Consider the following 14,311-nt stretch of genomic DNA (forward strand, 5'->3'; position numbering starts at 1 on the left):
GTCACAGACCCGCCGCGAACTCCTTGAACCAGGGGCGGAGCGCGGGGCCGAGATCTTCGCGGTCGGACGCGAGCTGCACGATGGCCTTGATGTAGTCCACCCGGTCACCGGTGTCGTAGCGACGTCCGCGGAACACGACGCCGTACACACCGCCACCGTCGCCGCCGCCGTTCGCGAGCTCCTCGAGCGCGTCGGTCAGCTGGATCTCGCCGCCCTTGCCGGGTTCGGTGTGCTCCAGGATGCCGAACACGTCGGGACCCAGCACGTAGCGGCCGATGATGGCGAGGTTCGAGGGCGCGTCCTCGGCCTTGGGCTTCTCGACGAGCTTCGTGACCTTGACCACGCCCTCGTCTTCGGTCGGCTCGACCGCAGCGACACCGTAGAGGTGGATGTGCTCGGGGTCGACCTCCATGAGGGCGATGATCGTGGCGCTGCGCTTGTCGTACTCGTCCATCATCCGGGTGAGGAGCGGGTCGCGCTCGTCGATGAGGTCGTCGCCGAGGAGCACGGCGAAGGGGTGGTCGCCGACGTGGCTGCGCGCGCGGAGCACTGCGTGACCGAGACCCTTCGGCTCGCCCTGGCGGACCATGTGCACGTCGGCGAGGTCGGACGAGTGCTCGACCTTGGCGAGCTTGTCGTGGTCGCCCTTCTCACGCAGCTTCGTCTCGAGCTCGGGCATCGAGTCGAAATGGTTCGCGATGTTGTTCTTGTTGCGGCCGATGATGATCAGGACGTCCTGGATCCCGGCCGCGGTCGCCTCCTCGACGACGTACTGGATCGCGGGCTTGTCGACGACCGGCAGCATCTCTTTGGGCATGGCCTTGGTGGCCGGAAGGAAGCGAGTACCGAGTCCTGCGGCCGGAATGACGGCCTTGAAGGGCTTATGAGGCATGCGCATACCCTACTGGTGTCATGCAACCCCGCTGTTACCGATTGCGCACGTCGCGATCGTTCGCCCACGTACACTGACTGCATGCCCGACAGCATCGAGCAGGCCAAACGCGCGCTACGCGCCGACCTGCGCGAACGACGCCAGAACGTCTCGGCGCCCGGGCGCGAGGTCGCCGAGGCCGGTGTGAAGGCACAGCTCGACGCGCTCGTCGATCGCCTCGGTGCCCGAAGCATCTCCTGCTTCCTCTCCACGACCACCGAGCCCGGCACGCACACCTTCGTCGAAGACGCGGTGGCTCGCGGCATCCGGGTCCTCCTTCCCATCACGCGCGACGACGGCCTGCTGGACTGGACGGTCGCGACACCGGATGCCGAGATCGCTGAAGGCCTCTTCGGACTCCCCGAGCCCGTGGGCGACGTGCTCGGCCCGATCGCCGTCAACGACGTGGACCTGCTCGTCATCCCCGCGGCCGCCGTCGACCGCCGCGGGATGCGACTGGGCTGGGGCCGCGGCTACTTCGACAAGACCATCGGATCGATGGAGAAGTGCCCGCCCGTCTACGCCGTCATCTTCGACTCCGAGTTCGTCGACGAGGTCCCGCGCGACGTGCACGACCAGCCCGTCTCGGGCATCGTGACCCCCACGCGCACCGTCGCCATCGACGGCTCAGCCGCCTGAACACCCGAAGGAACCCGAATGCCCACCTACGCCTACGCCTGCAAGCAGTGCGGTCACCGTTTCGACGCGGTGCAGTCCTTCTCGGACGCCGCCCTCACCGAGTGCCCCGAGTGCGGCGGCGAGCTCCGCAAGCAGTACGGCTCCATCGGTGTGACCTTCAACGGCTCGGGGTTCTACCGCACCGACTCTCGCGGATCGAATGGGGCGTCCTCCGGCGCGGCATCCGAGTCGACCGGCGGATCTTCGACATCATCGACTTCGGAATCGACGAAGACCGCGTCCGCCCCCGCATCCTGACTCTCGCGCGACGCGGCAGAACGGGAGCCACGTCATGATCCAAGGTTTCAAGGAGTTCATCCTCCGCGGCAATGTCATCGATCTCGCGGTCGCGGTGGTCATCGGAGCGGCGTTCACCGCGGTGGTCAACGCCATCGTCAGCGCGGTCATCAATCCGCTGATCGAAGTGTTCTATGTGGCCAACGAGAACGGCGAGTTCGGTCCGAGCATCACGGGGATCTACGGCCAGACGGTCACGTTCCCGCTCGGGACGCTCCTGAGCGCGGTCATCAGCTTCCTCGCGGTCGCCCTGGTGGTCTACTTCGTCTTCGTCTTCCCGATGAACCGGTGGAAGGCCCGCGCCGCGGCCCGCGCCGGCGTCGTCGAGCAGACCGAGGAGCCGAAGCTCCCCACCGAGCAGGAGCTGCTCGTGCAGATCCGCGATCTGCTGGAGCGTCAGCCCCGCGCCTGACCACGGCCTGCACGGGCCGCACGGCATCCATCAACGCGATCCGTGTCCAGAAACGCTCTCTCTTCGCGTTTCTCGACACGGATCGCGTTTCTCGTGGCGCCCGGAGCGACGGAGCCGCGGGCTCGAAAGCCAGACCCCGGCTCAGTAGTGCGGCGGGACGTCGCGCAGCAGTTGCGCGTCATTCGGCCCGGATGCCACGGGCCCGGCCGTTTCCCCCCGCGAGGGGTCGTCCGCCGGCGCGGGCTCCGCGCTGGTCCCGGGCGCCGCGAGCAAGCGTGCACGCCGGGCTCCCGGCATCCGGACGATGGGTTGCCGGACCTCGTCGGCGTGGGCTGACGCCTCGGCATCCTCCGCCACGCCGCTCACCCGGGGAGGTCGAGGGGCTCGGTGGTGGTGCCGGGGGTCGCCGCGTCGTCGGGCGCGACGCCGAGCAGCTCCGCGATCCGGGATGCCACGCCCGCGGGGTCGCTGTAGAGATCGAAGGCGTGCACGCGCACGTAGTGCCAGCCCAGGCGGCGCAGGATCTGCGGCCGAAGGCGGAGCGTCTCGCGCAACGATTCGCCGATCGTCTCGGGGTCGCTCTCGGCCACGACCGCCTTGCCGCCCGACCGGGCCACGAGCGGGAGGAGTCCGCGGTAGTCGAGGTCGACCTCGACTCCCAACCGGCGCAGCTCCCGCGCCAGAGCGCGGGTCAGCGGGTCGGCGAGTTCTTCGAGCCGCGAGTCGCGCCCCCGTCCGGCGAGGTTGCCGAGGATGCCCATGAGGGTCGCCGCGCCGTGTTCGAGACGGCCGTCGTCGAAGGCCGACGGGCGGATCGACGACACGATCACCATGGAGCGTCGCGCGCGGGTCATGCCGACCGTGAGCAGACGCTCGCCGTCGGGGGTCGAGAGATCGCCGAAGTCGCTGAGCACGCGCCCGTGGCGCGTGAGCCCGAACCCGAGCGAGAAGACCACGCGGTCGCGGCTCTCGGCCACGGACTCCTCGAGGGTGAGGACGGCGAAGGGCTCCGCGGCATCCCGCGCGACGAACGCCGCCACGTCGGAGCGGCCCGCGAGTGCGGCCTCGACGGCGGCCCGCACGCGCTCGGCGTGCTTGCGGCTGGCCGTGACGACCATGAGCGACTCGGCGGCGCGGTTCACGGCGTGCTCGACGACGAGGGTGACCACGCGCGCCACCTCGGCATCCGGACTCTCGACGGCACCGCTGACCGGATCGGGGGCGCCGACGCCATTCTCGACGTAATCGACACTCAGGCTGCCGCGGCCGAGGTACGACCCGGCCCAGGGCAGCGACACGATCTCGCCGCCGTAGAACGCGTCGTTCACGAGCTGCGCGAGGTCCTCGCCGCCGGCGCGGTAGCTGCGGGTGAGCGTCTCGACCGGGAGGAGTTCGGCGATGCGCTCGAACACCGACACCTCGTCGAAGGGGACGTCATCGGCTTCGTCGTCGGCGAGTGGCGTCAGGGTCGCGCTCACCCGGAACGGCGTCGGCTTCTGAACCACCGGGTCGCCGAACAGCACGACCTGGCGCGCCCGGCGGAGAGCGGGCGCCGCTTCGGCCAGGCACAGCGCTGCGGCGTCGGCGATGACGACGACATCGAACGCGAGATCGCTCGGGACGTCGGGCACTTCGTACGGCGAGGCCAGCCACACCGGCGCGAGGGTGCGCAACAGCGTGGGCGCGGCATCCGAGATCTCTTGCGCGGTGTGCAGGCCGTCCTTCAGCGCGGTCTTCAGCGCCGCAGCTTCGTCGGGGTGGTCCACGATGCCGATGCGCCACTGCGTGGCGAGCTGGGCCGCGAGCAGCGGACCCGCCGCGGCGGCGTGCGCCTCGTCGACGAGGCGGAAGTCCCGTTCGAGACGGTCCACGACGCTGGTGTTGGCTCCGAGGAGCGCCCGGTCGGTGCGCAGCAGATGCTCGAGGGCGGACTGCCACCAGGCGAACTCCAGCTCGTCGCCCACGCGGTCCTCGGGGACGTGCCGCACCGACAGCTCGACCAGGAGCTGTTCGAGCCCGAGGCGCGCGAGCTCGCCGCGCAACTGCGCGCGCTCGACGAGGTTGTCGAAGAACGTCGACTCGGCGGCCAGCCCCGCGAGAGTGCGCACGAGCACCTGGACCGGCAAGGTCGCCAACCGCTCCGAGCCCTGACGGCCGAGGATGTGGTCGAGCTCCCCCAGCAGAGCATCGGTCCGCTGCCAGGCGACGTGGACGTCGGCGAGCCCGAGCGGAACCTCGGGGGTGACGCCCGCCTCCACCACACGCTGCCATTCGGTGCGCTGCTGCTGGATGCGGACGAGCGCTTCGTACATGTCGGGGACGTGCACGCCGGGCCGTACGTATTCCTTCGACAGCCGACGCAGACGCCGACGGTTCGGACCGCTCATCGCCGACGAGTCCCGGCGCGGTGAATGCGCGTCGATGAGTTCGCCGAGCGGACGCTCGAACACCGTGGGGCTGAAGCGGTCGAGCGACTCGCGGATGCCCTGCAGGAGCTTCAGGTACGCGCCCAGCTCGGACACCGTCTGGAACGGGCGCATGCGCGTCTGGGCGATGAGCTCGTAGCCGCGCTCGAGCAGTCGCGGAACGTCCTGGGCGTGGAGCTTCCCCGCCAGGTCGTGCGCCGCACGGGCGTCCTCGGTGCGGGTGAAGCTCACGCCGTACCAGGGCGAGTCGTCGGGACCGAAACGGAATTCGCCCAGACGCGCGGCTGTCGCCAGTGCCTTGGCCGCCGCGTCGCGACGCCCGGCGAGGCGCTCCAGCGTCGCGAGATCGAATCGCGCCGACGTCGAGGGCGCCGGGGAGACGGATGCCAGCGCCGTCAGTGCCCGCAGGACGTCGAGAGCCGAGACCCCCAGCGCGAGATGCGGCTCGGTGACGGCCGAACGGTAATCGCGCAAGACGGTCCGCAGCCGCACGAGCGCATCGTCGATCTCGGAGACCTTGGGCTGTTCGGTCTTCTCGTTCCGGCCGATCGCGCGGATGAGGTCGCGACGGACGTGAGTCGGTGAGACGGCGAGCCCGGTCAGACCGACGCCGGCCAGGCGATGACGGATGCCGTCGAGGGTGGACCGCCGCGCACTGACGACGAGGACGCGCTTGCCCGCGTGGACGCTCTGCCCAATCGCGTTGATCACCGTCTGCGTGCCGCCCGTGCCGGGGAGGGTGTGCACGGCGAGGGAGTGCCCGGCGGAGATGCGGGCCAGGACGCGCTCCTGCTCGGCGTCGGCGTCCAGAAGCAGGGTGTCGGCGGCGGGCGCGCGCTCGTCCGGGCTCGAGACGACCGGGTCGGCGCGGCGGACGGTGATGCGGGCGCGGTCGTCGGGGTGCCCGGCGAGCGCGTTCAGCAGCGGATCGTCGAGGTGCTGCGTGTCGCGCGCCATGCCCGATCCGACGTCGGCGAACGACGAGATGATCAGGCGCGGGTGCACCACGAAGGTGGGCACGTGCGTGGTGAGTCGGCGCAGGTGGTCGATCACCGGCTGCGGCTTGAACACGCCCTGGTCGTACGCCAGGCCCGCGAGAGCGGTGCTGTCGATCGGGATGCCGAGGTGCGTTCGAAACGCGCGGGCCAGTTCGGGGTTCATGATGAACGCGCCGTGGAGCTTGAGTTCGAAGTCGCCGTTGTGGCGTCGGATGGCGAGCGGGCGCAGCAGCACCGGAGCCGACCACTCGACTCCCCCGATCTTCCACGCCGCCAGCCCGACCGCCAGGTGCACCGGCTCGAGCCCCCGCGCGGTGCGCAGTTCGACGTTCTTGGCGGTGATGCGCTCGGCCGCGATCCGTGCGGTGCGCAGCGCCACCTCGTCGCGGAAGAGGTTGGAGAGGAGAGTCGCCCGGCCGGTGATGAACTGCGGGAGCGAGCCCGGGTGGGCCTTGGTGATGTCGATGCCGGCGTCGAGCGCATCGTCGAAACGTAGGAGCGTCGAGCGCCCGCCGAGCGCCGCCGCCTCGGAACGGATGCGATCGCGTTCGGGGTCGGCGACGTGACGAACCACGATGCCGGGCTCCGACAGTCGCAGCTCGCCCGGATCGATCGACGTCGGAACGTCGCCTTCGGCGCCCGTCACGACGCCGTCCTCAGCTCGCCACACACCTGCCAGACTAAGCGGGGCACCCTGGGAAGGCATGCAGTGAGCCCGAGTTTCGCGGTATTGCACGACACGCCGCGCCGATCGGCTCTTCCTCCCGAGCGGGCGAATCTCGTCGGGCGTCCACAGATCGGCTCTGGAGCCGAGCGGGGCACAACGCGCGTGAAGAGGATGACGGGATGAGCACAGCGACCAGCACCGTGTACGACGGCCCCTTCGCCCCGATCCTGCTGACCTTCGTCGACGACGCCCTCGTGCACGTCGACGTGGCCCACGACGGGCTCGACATCGCACGCGCGACGATCGCGCAACGCCTGGGGGTGATGCCCGAGCCCGACACCGGCGCGCCCCACGGAGCGCTCGCACAATTGGACGAGTACTTCGCCGGGCACCGGCGGACCTTCGAGATCCCGTTGGACTGGCGATTCGTGGACGGTTTCCCGCGGGCGGCCCTCGAGGCCACGAGACGCATCCCCTACGGCGAAGTCGCCTCGTACGGAGAGGTGGCGATCATGGCCGGCTCCCCCGGTGCCGCCCGCGCGGTGGGGACGGCGTGCGCCCGGACGCCGTTCTCGATCGTCGTGCCGGTGCATCGGGTCGTGCGCGCCGACGGCTCGATCGGGGAGTACGGCGGCCATCCCGAGGTCAAGCACTTCCTGCTCGACCTCGAGAACAGCGTCGCCGGGGCGGATCGGCTGCGCGCCCCCGCGTGAGCCACGACCCGGCGCGCGCGTGGGCTCCGGGTCGGCAACGCGCCCGTCGCCCGGCCCGGGCGGAAGCCGGACCGGGCGACGCTGCGCGGATCAGTGACTCGAGGCCTTCTCGGCGCCGAACCCGGTGAGGGATCGCACGTCCATCTCGGCGGCCTTGCGCGGGTCCTCCTTGCGACTCGACGTGATCGACCCCAACCATCCGAGCAGGAAGCCCAGCGGGATCGACACGATGCCGGGGTTGTTCAACGGCCAGATCGCCACGCCCGTGTTCGCGAACACGCTCGTGGGTCCGCCCCAGAACACCGGGGAGAGCAGGATCAGGACGAGGGCCGACCCGAGTCCGCCGTACATGCTCCACACCGCACCGCGCGTGCTGAAGCGACGCCAGAAGAGCGAGTACAGAATCGTCGGCAGGTTCGCCGACGCGGCGACCGCGAACGCCAGCGCCACCAGGAACGCGACGTTCTGGCCCTGCACGCCGATGCCGCCCGCGATCGCGAGCACGCCGATGACGACGACCGTGCGCCGCGCGACCTTGACCTCGCCGTCGGGCGGCACATTGCCCTTCTTGACGACGTTGGCGTAGATGTCGTGAGCGAACGATGCGGCCGCGGTGATCGTGAGCCCCGCCACGACCGCGAGGATCGTCGCGAAGGCCACGGCCGAGATGAACCCGAGCAGGATCGGTCCGCCCAGGGCGAGGGCAAGCAGGGGTGCAGCGGCGTTGACGCCACCCGGGGCGGCCAGGATCGCTTCCGAGCCGACGAGTGCCGTGGCCCCGTACCCGAGGACGAGCGTCAGGATGTAGAACAGGCCGATGAGCCAGATCGCCCACACCACCGACCGTCGCGCCTCCTTGGCCGTGGGCACCGTGTAGAAGCGCATCAGGACGTGCGGCAGCCCCGCGGTTCCCAGGACCAGGGCCAGAGCCAGCGAGATGAAGTCCCACGGGTTGGCGCCGTACTGCAGTCCCGGTCCGAGGATCGCTTCCCCCTTCGGAGAGGCGGCCACGGCGCTCTCCAGGAGCGTGTTGAGGCTGAATCCGTTGATCGCGAGCACCCAGATCGTCATGACCACGGCACCGCCGATGAGCAGGAACGCCTTCACGATCTGCACCCACGTGGTGCCCTTCATGCCACCGATGAGCACGTACACGATCATGAGCACGCCGACCACGGCCACCACGATCGACTGCCCGACGCGCTCGGTGATGCCCAGGAGCAGCGACACCAGACCGCCGGCTCCCGCCATCTGCGCCAAGAGATAGAAGAAGCACACCGCGAGCGTCGTGATCGCCGCGGCCATGCGGACCGGCCGCTCCTTCAGGCGGAACGAAAGGACGTCCGCCATCGTGAACTTGCCCGTGTTGCGCATGAGCTCCGCGACGAGGAGCAGCGCCACGAGCCAGGCCACGAGGAATCCGATGGAATACAGGAATCCGTCGTACCCGTTGATGGCGATCGCACCGACGATGCCGAGGAACGACGCCGCCGAGAGGTAGTCACCGGCGATCGCGAAGCCGTTCTGCGGCCCGGTGAACGACCGTCCCGCGGCGTAGTAGTCAGCGGCGGTCTTGCTGTTGCGGCTGGCGCGGATGACGATGAACAGCGTCACCGCGACGAACGCCCCGAAGATCGAGATGTTCAGGACGGGGTTGTTCTCCACCGTCTGCACGGCCGCGTGCACGGTACCGAAGAGCTCGTTCACGCCTCACCCCGCTCAGCCCGTTCGAGTTCGACACGAAGATGTTCCGCACCCGGGTCGAGACGACGATTGGCGTACGCGACGTAGCCCATCGTGAGGGCGAACGTCGTGACGAACTGCCCGAGCCCGAAGACGAGCCCGACCGTGATGGCCCCGAACACCGGCTGCGCCATGAAGGCCGGAGCGAACGAGGACAGCAACACGTAGACGAAGTACCAGACGAGGAACGCCACGGCCATGGGGAACACGAAGCTGCGCTGGCGCCTCTTCAGTTCCCGGAACGGGGCGGACTCCTCGACCGCGATGTAGTCGACGCCGCTCGAGGCGCCGTCGATCCTGCTATCCGTCATGTGGCCTCCTTGCCTCATGAGACCGATGCCACGCAGCATCGGAAGGGGAAAAACACCGGATCGGCGAGCGATCCCGATGGTAGGGTCGACGCTACGAAAGGCGGCGACGAGGCCGTCACCCCCGGAAGTAGGTAGTTCGTGGGAGCACCGGCCGCACTCCGTGACGACGCGACGCTCGTGTCGCACGCGGTGACCGAACTCGCCCGCCGCACGCACTTCCCCGTCGCCTTCGGCGGCCTCGAACGCGACGGCGCCGTACACGTCTCCACGATCGTGGGCGCGCGCACCCGCAGTATCGAGGGACTCGTCGTGCACGCCGAGCGCGGCCTCGGCGGGCGCGCTCTCGTGGAACGGCGCCCCCGCCTCGCGCTGGACTACCGCACGGCCCGCTCGATCACGCACGACTACGATCGCGCGATCCTGGGGGAAGGCATCGCCACGCTGTTCGCCGTGCCGGTCCTGGTCCGCGGCAGCGCCCGGGGCGTGCTCTACTGCGGCTCGTGGGGGCAGGCCACGCTCGGAGAGCGTGAGGCGCGCCCCGCGTTCGACATCGCCGGAGAGCTCGGCACCGAGCTGCGCGTGCGCGACGAGGTCGACCGGCGTCTGGCCGCGGCGACGTCGGGCGACGACGGCCTCAGCACCGGAGCGCGCGAAGAGATCCGGCAGAGCTATGCCCAGCTGCGCAGCATCGCCGCAACCGTCGGCGACGACGGGGTCCGTCGTCGCTTGGAAGATCTCGAGTCACGTCTGGCCGCACTCTCGGGCGACGCTCCGACCGAACCCGAGGGAGCCGGCATCCATCTGTCCCGTCGCGAACTGGACGTGCTCGCGTGCGCGGCCGTCGGCTCCACGAACGGCGAGATCGCGGAATCCCTGAACCTGCGCGAGACGACGGTGAAGTCCTACCTGGCGTCGGCGATGTCCAAGCTGGATGCCTCGACCCGGCACGCCGCCGTCGCTCGGGCGCGGCGGGTGGGACTGCTGCCCTGAACACGTCCCGGACGCGCTGAGCGCTCCGTGAGAATCCCCTGGCAATGGCGCCGTGAGGTTGAGACCGCCGTCGATTCTCGGAATCGTGGCTGGCCCCTGACGTCGACACAGAAGGAGAGCCACATGCTGACGCTCACTCACGAGGCCACCACCGCCGTCAAGACCATCACCGCCCAGCTGCCGGAAGCCGCCCAGGGGGGTGTGCGCATCGAAGGCGCCGGTTCCCCCGAGTCGCAGTTCCGCCTGTCGGTCGTCGACGGCCCCGAGCCCGAAGACGCCGTCGTGGAGGACTCCGGCGCCCGCGTCTTCCTCGACGCCGACGCCGCCCAGGTGCTCGACGACCGCGTACTGGACGCGCAGGTCGACGGGCAGGGATCGGTGCAGTTCGCCGTCACCACCCAGGCGTGACGCCATGCGACGATGCCCCGGCCGCGTGCCGGGGCATCGTCGTGTCCGGGCCCAGGTCCCGCACCTCAGGCGGGGCCGCGTCGCACCCACGCGACGACGAACAGCACGAGACCGGCGACGAGTGCGGCGAGCACCCACAGCACGATGAGGTAGTCGATCCAGGACCCGATCGGGGGCGAGCCCGGCAAAAAGTTGCGTAGCGGAATCGTCGCGAACAGCATCGCGCCCATCCAGCCCAGCGCCGTCACCTCGACCTTGCGCTTGCCGCGCAGCACGATCACCGCCACCGTCACCACGAGGATCGGGATGATCACCATGAGCGTGAGCAGGACGATGCCGAAGGCGATCGTCGAGCCCGATCGGGTGACCGTGATGTCGACGGCGAGGATGCCGCCCCCGAGAGGAGTCTCGGCGACGGCGATGTCCCAGCCCGGGATGCCGCGTTTGGCTGGCTGAACCGTGGTCGGGAGGGGCACGGACTCGCCGTCCGCTTCCTCCTCGATCGCCGTCATCACCGTCCGCACCGTGTAGCGGTCGAACGGCCAGTTCTCGATCTCGCCGTCCATGACCAGGGAGGTCTCGATCGGCGCGATGACGCCGCCGTCCTCGAAGGGGGTGGCTTTCGAGCCCGCGACCGCCGAGATGAGCACCCCGAACGAGCGGAGCGCGACCAGACCGTTCGTCACGGTGCCGTCGTCTCCCTGCGTGGGCACGACCGACATCGAGAAGCGGTTGGTCGTGGCATCCATCTTCTCGGGAGTGAGCGCCAGCGCGACGGTATCTCCGGTGGTCTCGCCTTCGCCGCTGGCGACGACGTCGCCGCTGCCGGCATAGAGGCCGACGACGGTGGCGTAGAGCGCGGCGAGGATCACGACGGAGACGACGGACCACAGGACGCTGCGGCGACGGGACGGCGCGGGTCTGCTGCTCACGATGCCAGTGTGGCAGAGCGGGAACGACGGGATCGTGGTGCCCCCGACAGGATTCGAACCTGCGACGCCCGCGTTAGGAGTGCGGCGCTCTATCCCCTGAGCTACGGAGGCGGGGCTGCATTCCAGCCTACTGCGGCCGAACCGGGATGCCGGTGCGCAGGCGCTCGACGAGAGAGTCGTCCCACTCCCCCGGCTCGGCCAGGGCGGCCTCGCGGATATCGACACCGTCCGCGCCCACCGACGCCGCGCACACGAGCAGCGATTCGAGCACGAGACCGTCGTGCGCGTCACGACGCAGCACCGACGTGGCGGGGTCGGCCGTCGATGCCGCAACGACGGCAAGCCACGGCTCCCACCAGGCCTCGCCCTCTGCGACCCCCGCACGACGGAAATCCTCGAGCCACCGTCCGATCCGCGGCGTGGCCGGGTCGTCCGGGCTGTGGTGGGCGATCATGTGCGTTCCGGGCGCGAGGCGGGTGCGCTCCGCCGCGAGTCCATCCCATTGCACGACGGTGGCGCCGTCGGCATCCACCTCGACGAGGTTGAACCCGCGGGTCGCCGGCTCCGGCGGAAGCACCCCCGCGACGGACTGCAGAGGGATGCCGCCCCGGCTGACGACGTCGTCGTCCGAACGCTGCGACAGGTCCTCGCGGTTGAGCAGCACCGCAAGACGTCGTGCGCCGGTGTCGACGGCGAGCCAGGCACCGCCGGCGCGGTCATCGCGCACGCCGTCGACCCCGGGCTGATCGGGCCACCATCGCCCGAGTCCCCGCCACGGACGATTCCGGTCTTCGTCGCGGACGGCGAGCACGCGGACCGGCTGACCGCTCTCGCGCGGGACCTCGACGACGACGGTGCACATTGCTCCCACGGTACTCGCGCGCGCGGGTATGGCGGGGCGAGCCGCATCGCACGCGCGACCGGCGTCATCCCCTGTTCTCATCGCGGCTCGGGGCCCGCGGCATCCCCGTCTTTCGTCATCGCTTCGGCCCCCGGCGGCATCTACCTGGGAGACTGGGGCCATGTTCGTCGTCGTGGGAGTGACCGGGGGCATTGCCGCCTACAAGACCGTCGGCCTGGTGCGGCTCCTCGTGAAGGAGGGCCACGACGTCCACGTCGTCCCCACCGAGGACGCGCTGCGCTTCGTGGGCCTGCCCACGTGGGAGGCCATCAGCCGTAATCCCGTCACCACCTCGGTGCACGACGACGTCGCGCGAGTGCGGCACGTGTCGCTCGGCCAGTCCGCCGATCTCGTGATCGTCGCACCGGCCACGGCCAACACGCTGGCATCGATGACGGCGGGTCTGGCCTCCGATCTGCTCGGCACCACGCTGTTGGCCACGACCGCGCCCGTGGTCGTGGCGCCCGCGATGCACACCGAGATGTGGCGGCATCCCGCCACCGTCCACAACATCGAGGTGCTCCGCGCGCGCGGCGTGCACGTCGTCGGGCCGGACGACGGGGCGCTCACCGGCGGCGACAGCGGCCCCGGTCGCATGTCGGAGCCCGAGGAGATCGTCTCCGCCGCGCTCGCCCTCGTCGCACGCCCGAAAGACCTCGTGGGTCTGCGGGTGCTCGTCAGCGCCGGCGGCACCCGCGAGCCGATCGATCCGGTCCGCTTCCTGGGCAATCGCTCGAGCGGCCGCCAGGGCGTCGCGATCGCCCGCGCCGCCGCCGACCGCGGTGCGCAGGTCACGCTCGTCGCCGCGCACCTCGACGCCGACGTGCGGCCCGACCCGCGCGTCGAGGTGATCGCGGTGGGCACGGCCGATGAGCTGGGGCGGGCGATGGATGCCACCGCCCCCGACGCCGACGTCATCGTCATGGCCGCTGCGGTCGCCGACTACTCCGTCGCCGCGGTGTCGGAGCACAAGCTGCGCAAGCAGGACGCCCCCGGCGCGCTGACGCTGGAGCTGGTGGAGAACCGCGATGTCGTCGCGGGGCTCGTCGCCGCACGTCGCCCGCACCAGACGATCGTGGCGTTCGCCGCCGAGACCGTCGACGGTAAGGAGGAGCTCGTCGAGCGGGCACGGGCCAAAGTCGCGCGTAAGGGCGTCGACCTCCTCGCCGCGAACGCCGTGGGGTGGACCCGCGGATTCGAGACGGCCGACAACGCCCTCACGATCGTCGGGCGCGACGGGGACGTCGTGGCCACGGCATCCGGTTCGAAGGACGAGACCGCGCACGCCCTGCTCGACGCGGTCCTGGTGGCCCGCTCGAGCTGACGTGTCGCCGTCAGCTCAGTAGCCGTAGTACTGCAGCTGCTCGATGATCGCGAACACCTGGCTGAAGATCACGAAGAACCAGATCGAGACGGCGACGATCGAGATCACCGTCACCGCGATCCAGCCCCACACCGGCGCGAGACCCTTGCCGGTCTGGCGACGCAGGATCACCGCACGTCCGATGATGTAGACGCCGCCGCTGGAGATCGCCAGGACGAAGAGGCTCCACGCCCAGTGGAACGGCTTCTGGATGCCGCGGGCGCGCAGCTGGCGCCAGTCGAGGAACGAGAACAGCACCGTGAGGCCGGCCAGGACGAAGCCGAACACCGAGGTTCCGGCCGTCACCAGCAACGACGACGACGCAGCGTAGGGAGCCTGCTCCGGGAAGGCCGAGGCGTAGATCGACTCCTGGATGAACGTCGACCAGTCGAACAGGAACAGCGTCAGCAGCGACACGAGCGGCAACGCGACGACGAGCCAGATCCACACGGTGTTCGTCGGGATGTCCCGACGCGCGGGGGCCGCGGCGGCGGGCGCAGCCTGCGGGGCGCCCGGGTAGGCGGGGGCACCGGAGTACGCG

General features: G+C 70.2%; 15 protein-coding genes and 1 tRNA gene. 7 read left to right on the forward strand and 9 right to left on the reverse strand.

Translation table 11 applies throughout. The annotated features are described in order from the left end of the window. Position 1 precedes the first annotated feature (1 nt). On the reverse strand, positions 2 to 892 hold the full coding sequence (galU, locus tag FE256_RS05845; protein ID WP_138173697.1) for a UTP--glucose-1-phosphate uridylyltransferase GalU: 891 nt from the start codon (positions 890 to 892) through the stop codon (positions 2 to 4). An 81-nt stretch (positions 893 to 973) separates the two neighbouring features. On the opposite strand from galU, the gene FE256_RS05850 reads away from it, so the two are divergent. Genes FE256_RS05850 through mscL form a run of 3 tightly spaced genes read left to right on the forward strand, consistent with a single transcriptional unit; the run spans position 974 to position 2,318 of the window. Continuing rightward, complete coding sequence (locus FE256_RS05850) at positions 974 to 1,570, forward strand: 5-formyltetrahydrofolate cyclo-ligase (protein WP_138173699.1); 597 nt, start codon at positions 974 to 976, stop codon at positions 1,568 to 1,570. 18 nt (positions 1,571 to 1,588) lie between these two features. Beyond that, positions 1,589 to 1,867 (forward strand): FmdB family zinc ribbon protein, encoded by a 279-nt coding sequence (locus tag FE256_RS05855; protein ID WP_138173701.1) that lies wholly within the window; start codon positions 1,589 to 1,591, stop codon positions 1,865 to 1,867. Positions 1,868 to 1,901: 34 nt separating this feature from the next. Continuing rightward, a complete protein-coding gene (gene mscL / locus FE256_RS05860) occupies positions 1,902 to 2,318 on the forward strand; it encodes a large conductance mechanosensitive channel protein MscL (protein ID WP_138173703.1) in 417 nt (138 codons plus the stop codon). Positions 2,319 to 2,459: 141 nt separating this feature from the next. Here mscL and FE256_RS05865 read toward each other — a convergent pair whose 3' ends face one another. Both FE256_RS05865 and FE256_RS05870 read right to left on the reverse strand, forming a co-directional pair. Then, positions 2,460 to 2,684: a hypothetical protein gene (locus FE256_RS05865; protein ID WP_138173705.1), complete on the reverse strand. Its 225-nt coding sequence runs from the start codon at positions 2,682 to 2,684 to the stop codon at positions 2,460 to 2,462. Continuing rightward, a complete protein-coding gene (locus FE256_RS05870) occupies positions 2,681 to 6,448 on the reverse strand; it encodes an AAA family ATPase (RefSeq protein ID WP_502704856.1) in 3,768 nt (1,255 codons plus the stop codon). The genes FE256_RS05865 and FE256_RS05870 overlap by 4 nt, the downstream gene beginning before the upstream one ends. Before the next feature lie 140 nt (positions 6,449 to 6,588). On the opposite strand from FE256_RS05870, the gene FE256_RS05875 reads away from it, so the two are divergent. Continuing rightward, on the forward strand, positions 6,589 to 7,122 hold the full coding sequence (locus FE256_RS05875; protein WP_138173707.1) for a methylated-DNA--[protein]-cysteine S-methyltransferase: 534 nt from the start codon (positions 6,589 to 6,591) through the stop codon (positions 7,120 to 7,122). 90 nt (positions 7,123 to 7,212) lie between these two features. On the opposite strand, the gene FE256_RS05880 is transcribed toward FE256_RS05875, so the two are convergent. Together FE256_RS05880 and FE256_RS05885 are read right to left on the reverse strand one after the other, a co-directional pair. Further along, on the reverse strand, positions 7,213 to 8,829 hold the full coding sequence (locus FE256_RS05880; protein ID WP_171024225.1) for a monocarboxylic acid transporter: 1,617 nt from the start codon (positions 8,827 to 8,829) through the stop codon (positions 7,213 to 7,215). Then, positions 8,826 to 9,176, reverse strand: coding sequence for a DUF485 domain-containing protein (locus FE256_RS05885; protein ID WP_171024226.1), 351 nt, complete (start codon positions 9,174 to 9,176; stop codon positions 8,826 to 8,828). The genes FE256_RS05880 and FE256_RS05885 overlap by 4 nt, the downstream gene beginning before the upstream one ends. A gap of 138 nt (positions 9,177 to 9,314) precedes the next feature. On the opposite strand from FE256_RS05885, the gene FE256_RS05890 reads away from it, so the two are divergent. Then, complete coding sequence (locus FE256_RS05890; RefSeq protein ID WP_138173709.1) at positions 9,315 to 10,166, forward strand: helix-turn-helix transcriptional regulator; 852 nt, start codon at positions 9,315 to 9,317, stop codon at positions 10,164 to 10,166. A 123-nt stretch (positions 10,167 to 10,289) separates the two neighbouring features. Beyond that, positions 10,290 to 10,574, forward strand: a complete 285-nt coding sequence (locus FE256_RS05895) for a Fe-S cluster assembly protein HesB (protein ID WP_138173711.1) — start codon at positions 10,290 to 10,292, stop codon at positions 10,572 to 10,574. Positions 10,575 to 10,639: 65 nt separating this feature from the next. Here FE256_RS05895 and FE256_RS05900 read toward each other — a convergent pair whose 3' ends face one another. The 3 genes from FE256_RS05900 to FE256_RS05910 all read right to left on the reverse strand — a co-directional run bounded on the left by FE256_RS05900 (position 10,640) and on the right by FE256_RS05910 (position 12,368). After that, on the reverse strand, positions 10,640 to 11,506 hold the full coding sequence (locus FE256_RS05900) for a DUF8686 domain-containing protein (protein WP_171024227.1): 867 nt from the start codon (positions 11,504 to 11,506) through the stop codon (positions 10,640 to 10,642). Positions 11,507 to 11,541: 35 nt separating this feature from the next. Continuing rightward, positions 11,542 to 11,617: transfer RNA gene (locus FE256_RS05905), tRNA-Arg, on the reverse strand. Between the two features lie 16 nt (positions 11,618 to 11,633). Then, entirely contained in the window at positions 11,634 to 12,368 is a 735-nt protein-coding gene (locus tag FE256_RS05910) for an NRDE family protein (protein ID WP_138173713.1), read from the reverse strand. Between the two features lie 160 nt (positions 12,369 to 12,528). On the opposite strand from FE256_RS05910, the gene coaBC reads away from it, so the two are divergent. Beyond that, positions 12,529 to 13,731: a bifunctional phosphopantothenoylcysteine decarboxylase/phosphopantothenate--cysteine ligase CoaBC gene (coaBC, locus tag FE256_RS05915; RefSeq protein WP_138173715.1), complete on the forward strand. Its 1,203-nt coding sequence runs from the start codon at positions 12,529 to 12,531 to the stop codon at positions 13,729 to 13,731. A gap of 15 nt (positions 13,732 to 13,746) precedes the next feature. On the opposite strand, the gene FE256_RS18110 is transcribed toward coaBC, so the two are convergent. Beyond that, positions 13,747 to 14,311, reverse strand: a 565-nt coding sequence (locus FE256_RS18110; RefSeq protein WP_171024228.1) for a hypothetical protein, incomplete at its 5' end; no start/stop codon positions are given.

It is taken from the genome of Microbacterium sp. 5K110, assembly GCF_005774735.1.
Taxonomy (GTDB): Bacteria; Actinomycetota; Actinomycetes; order Actinomycetales; family Microbacteriaceae; genus Microbacterium.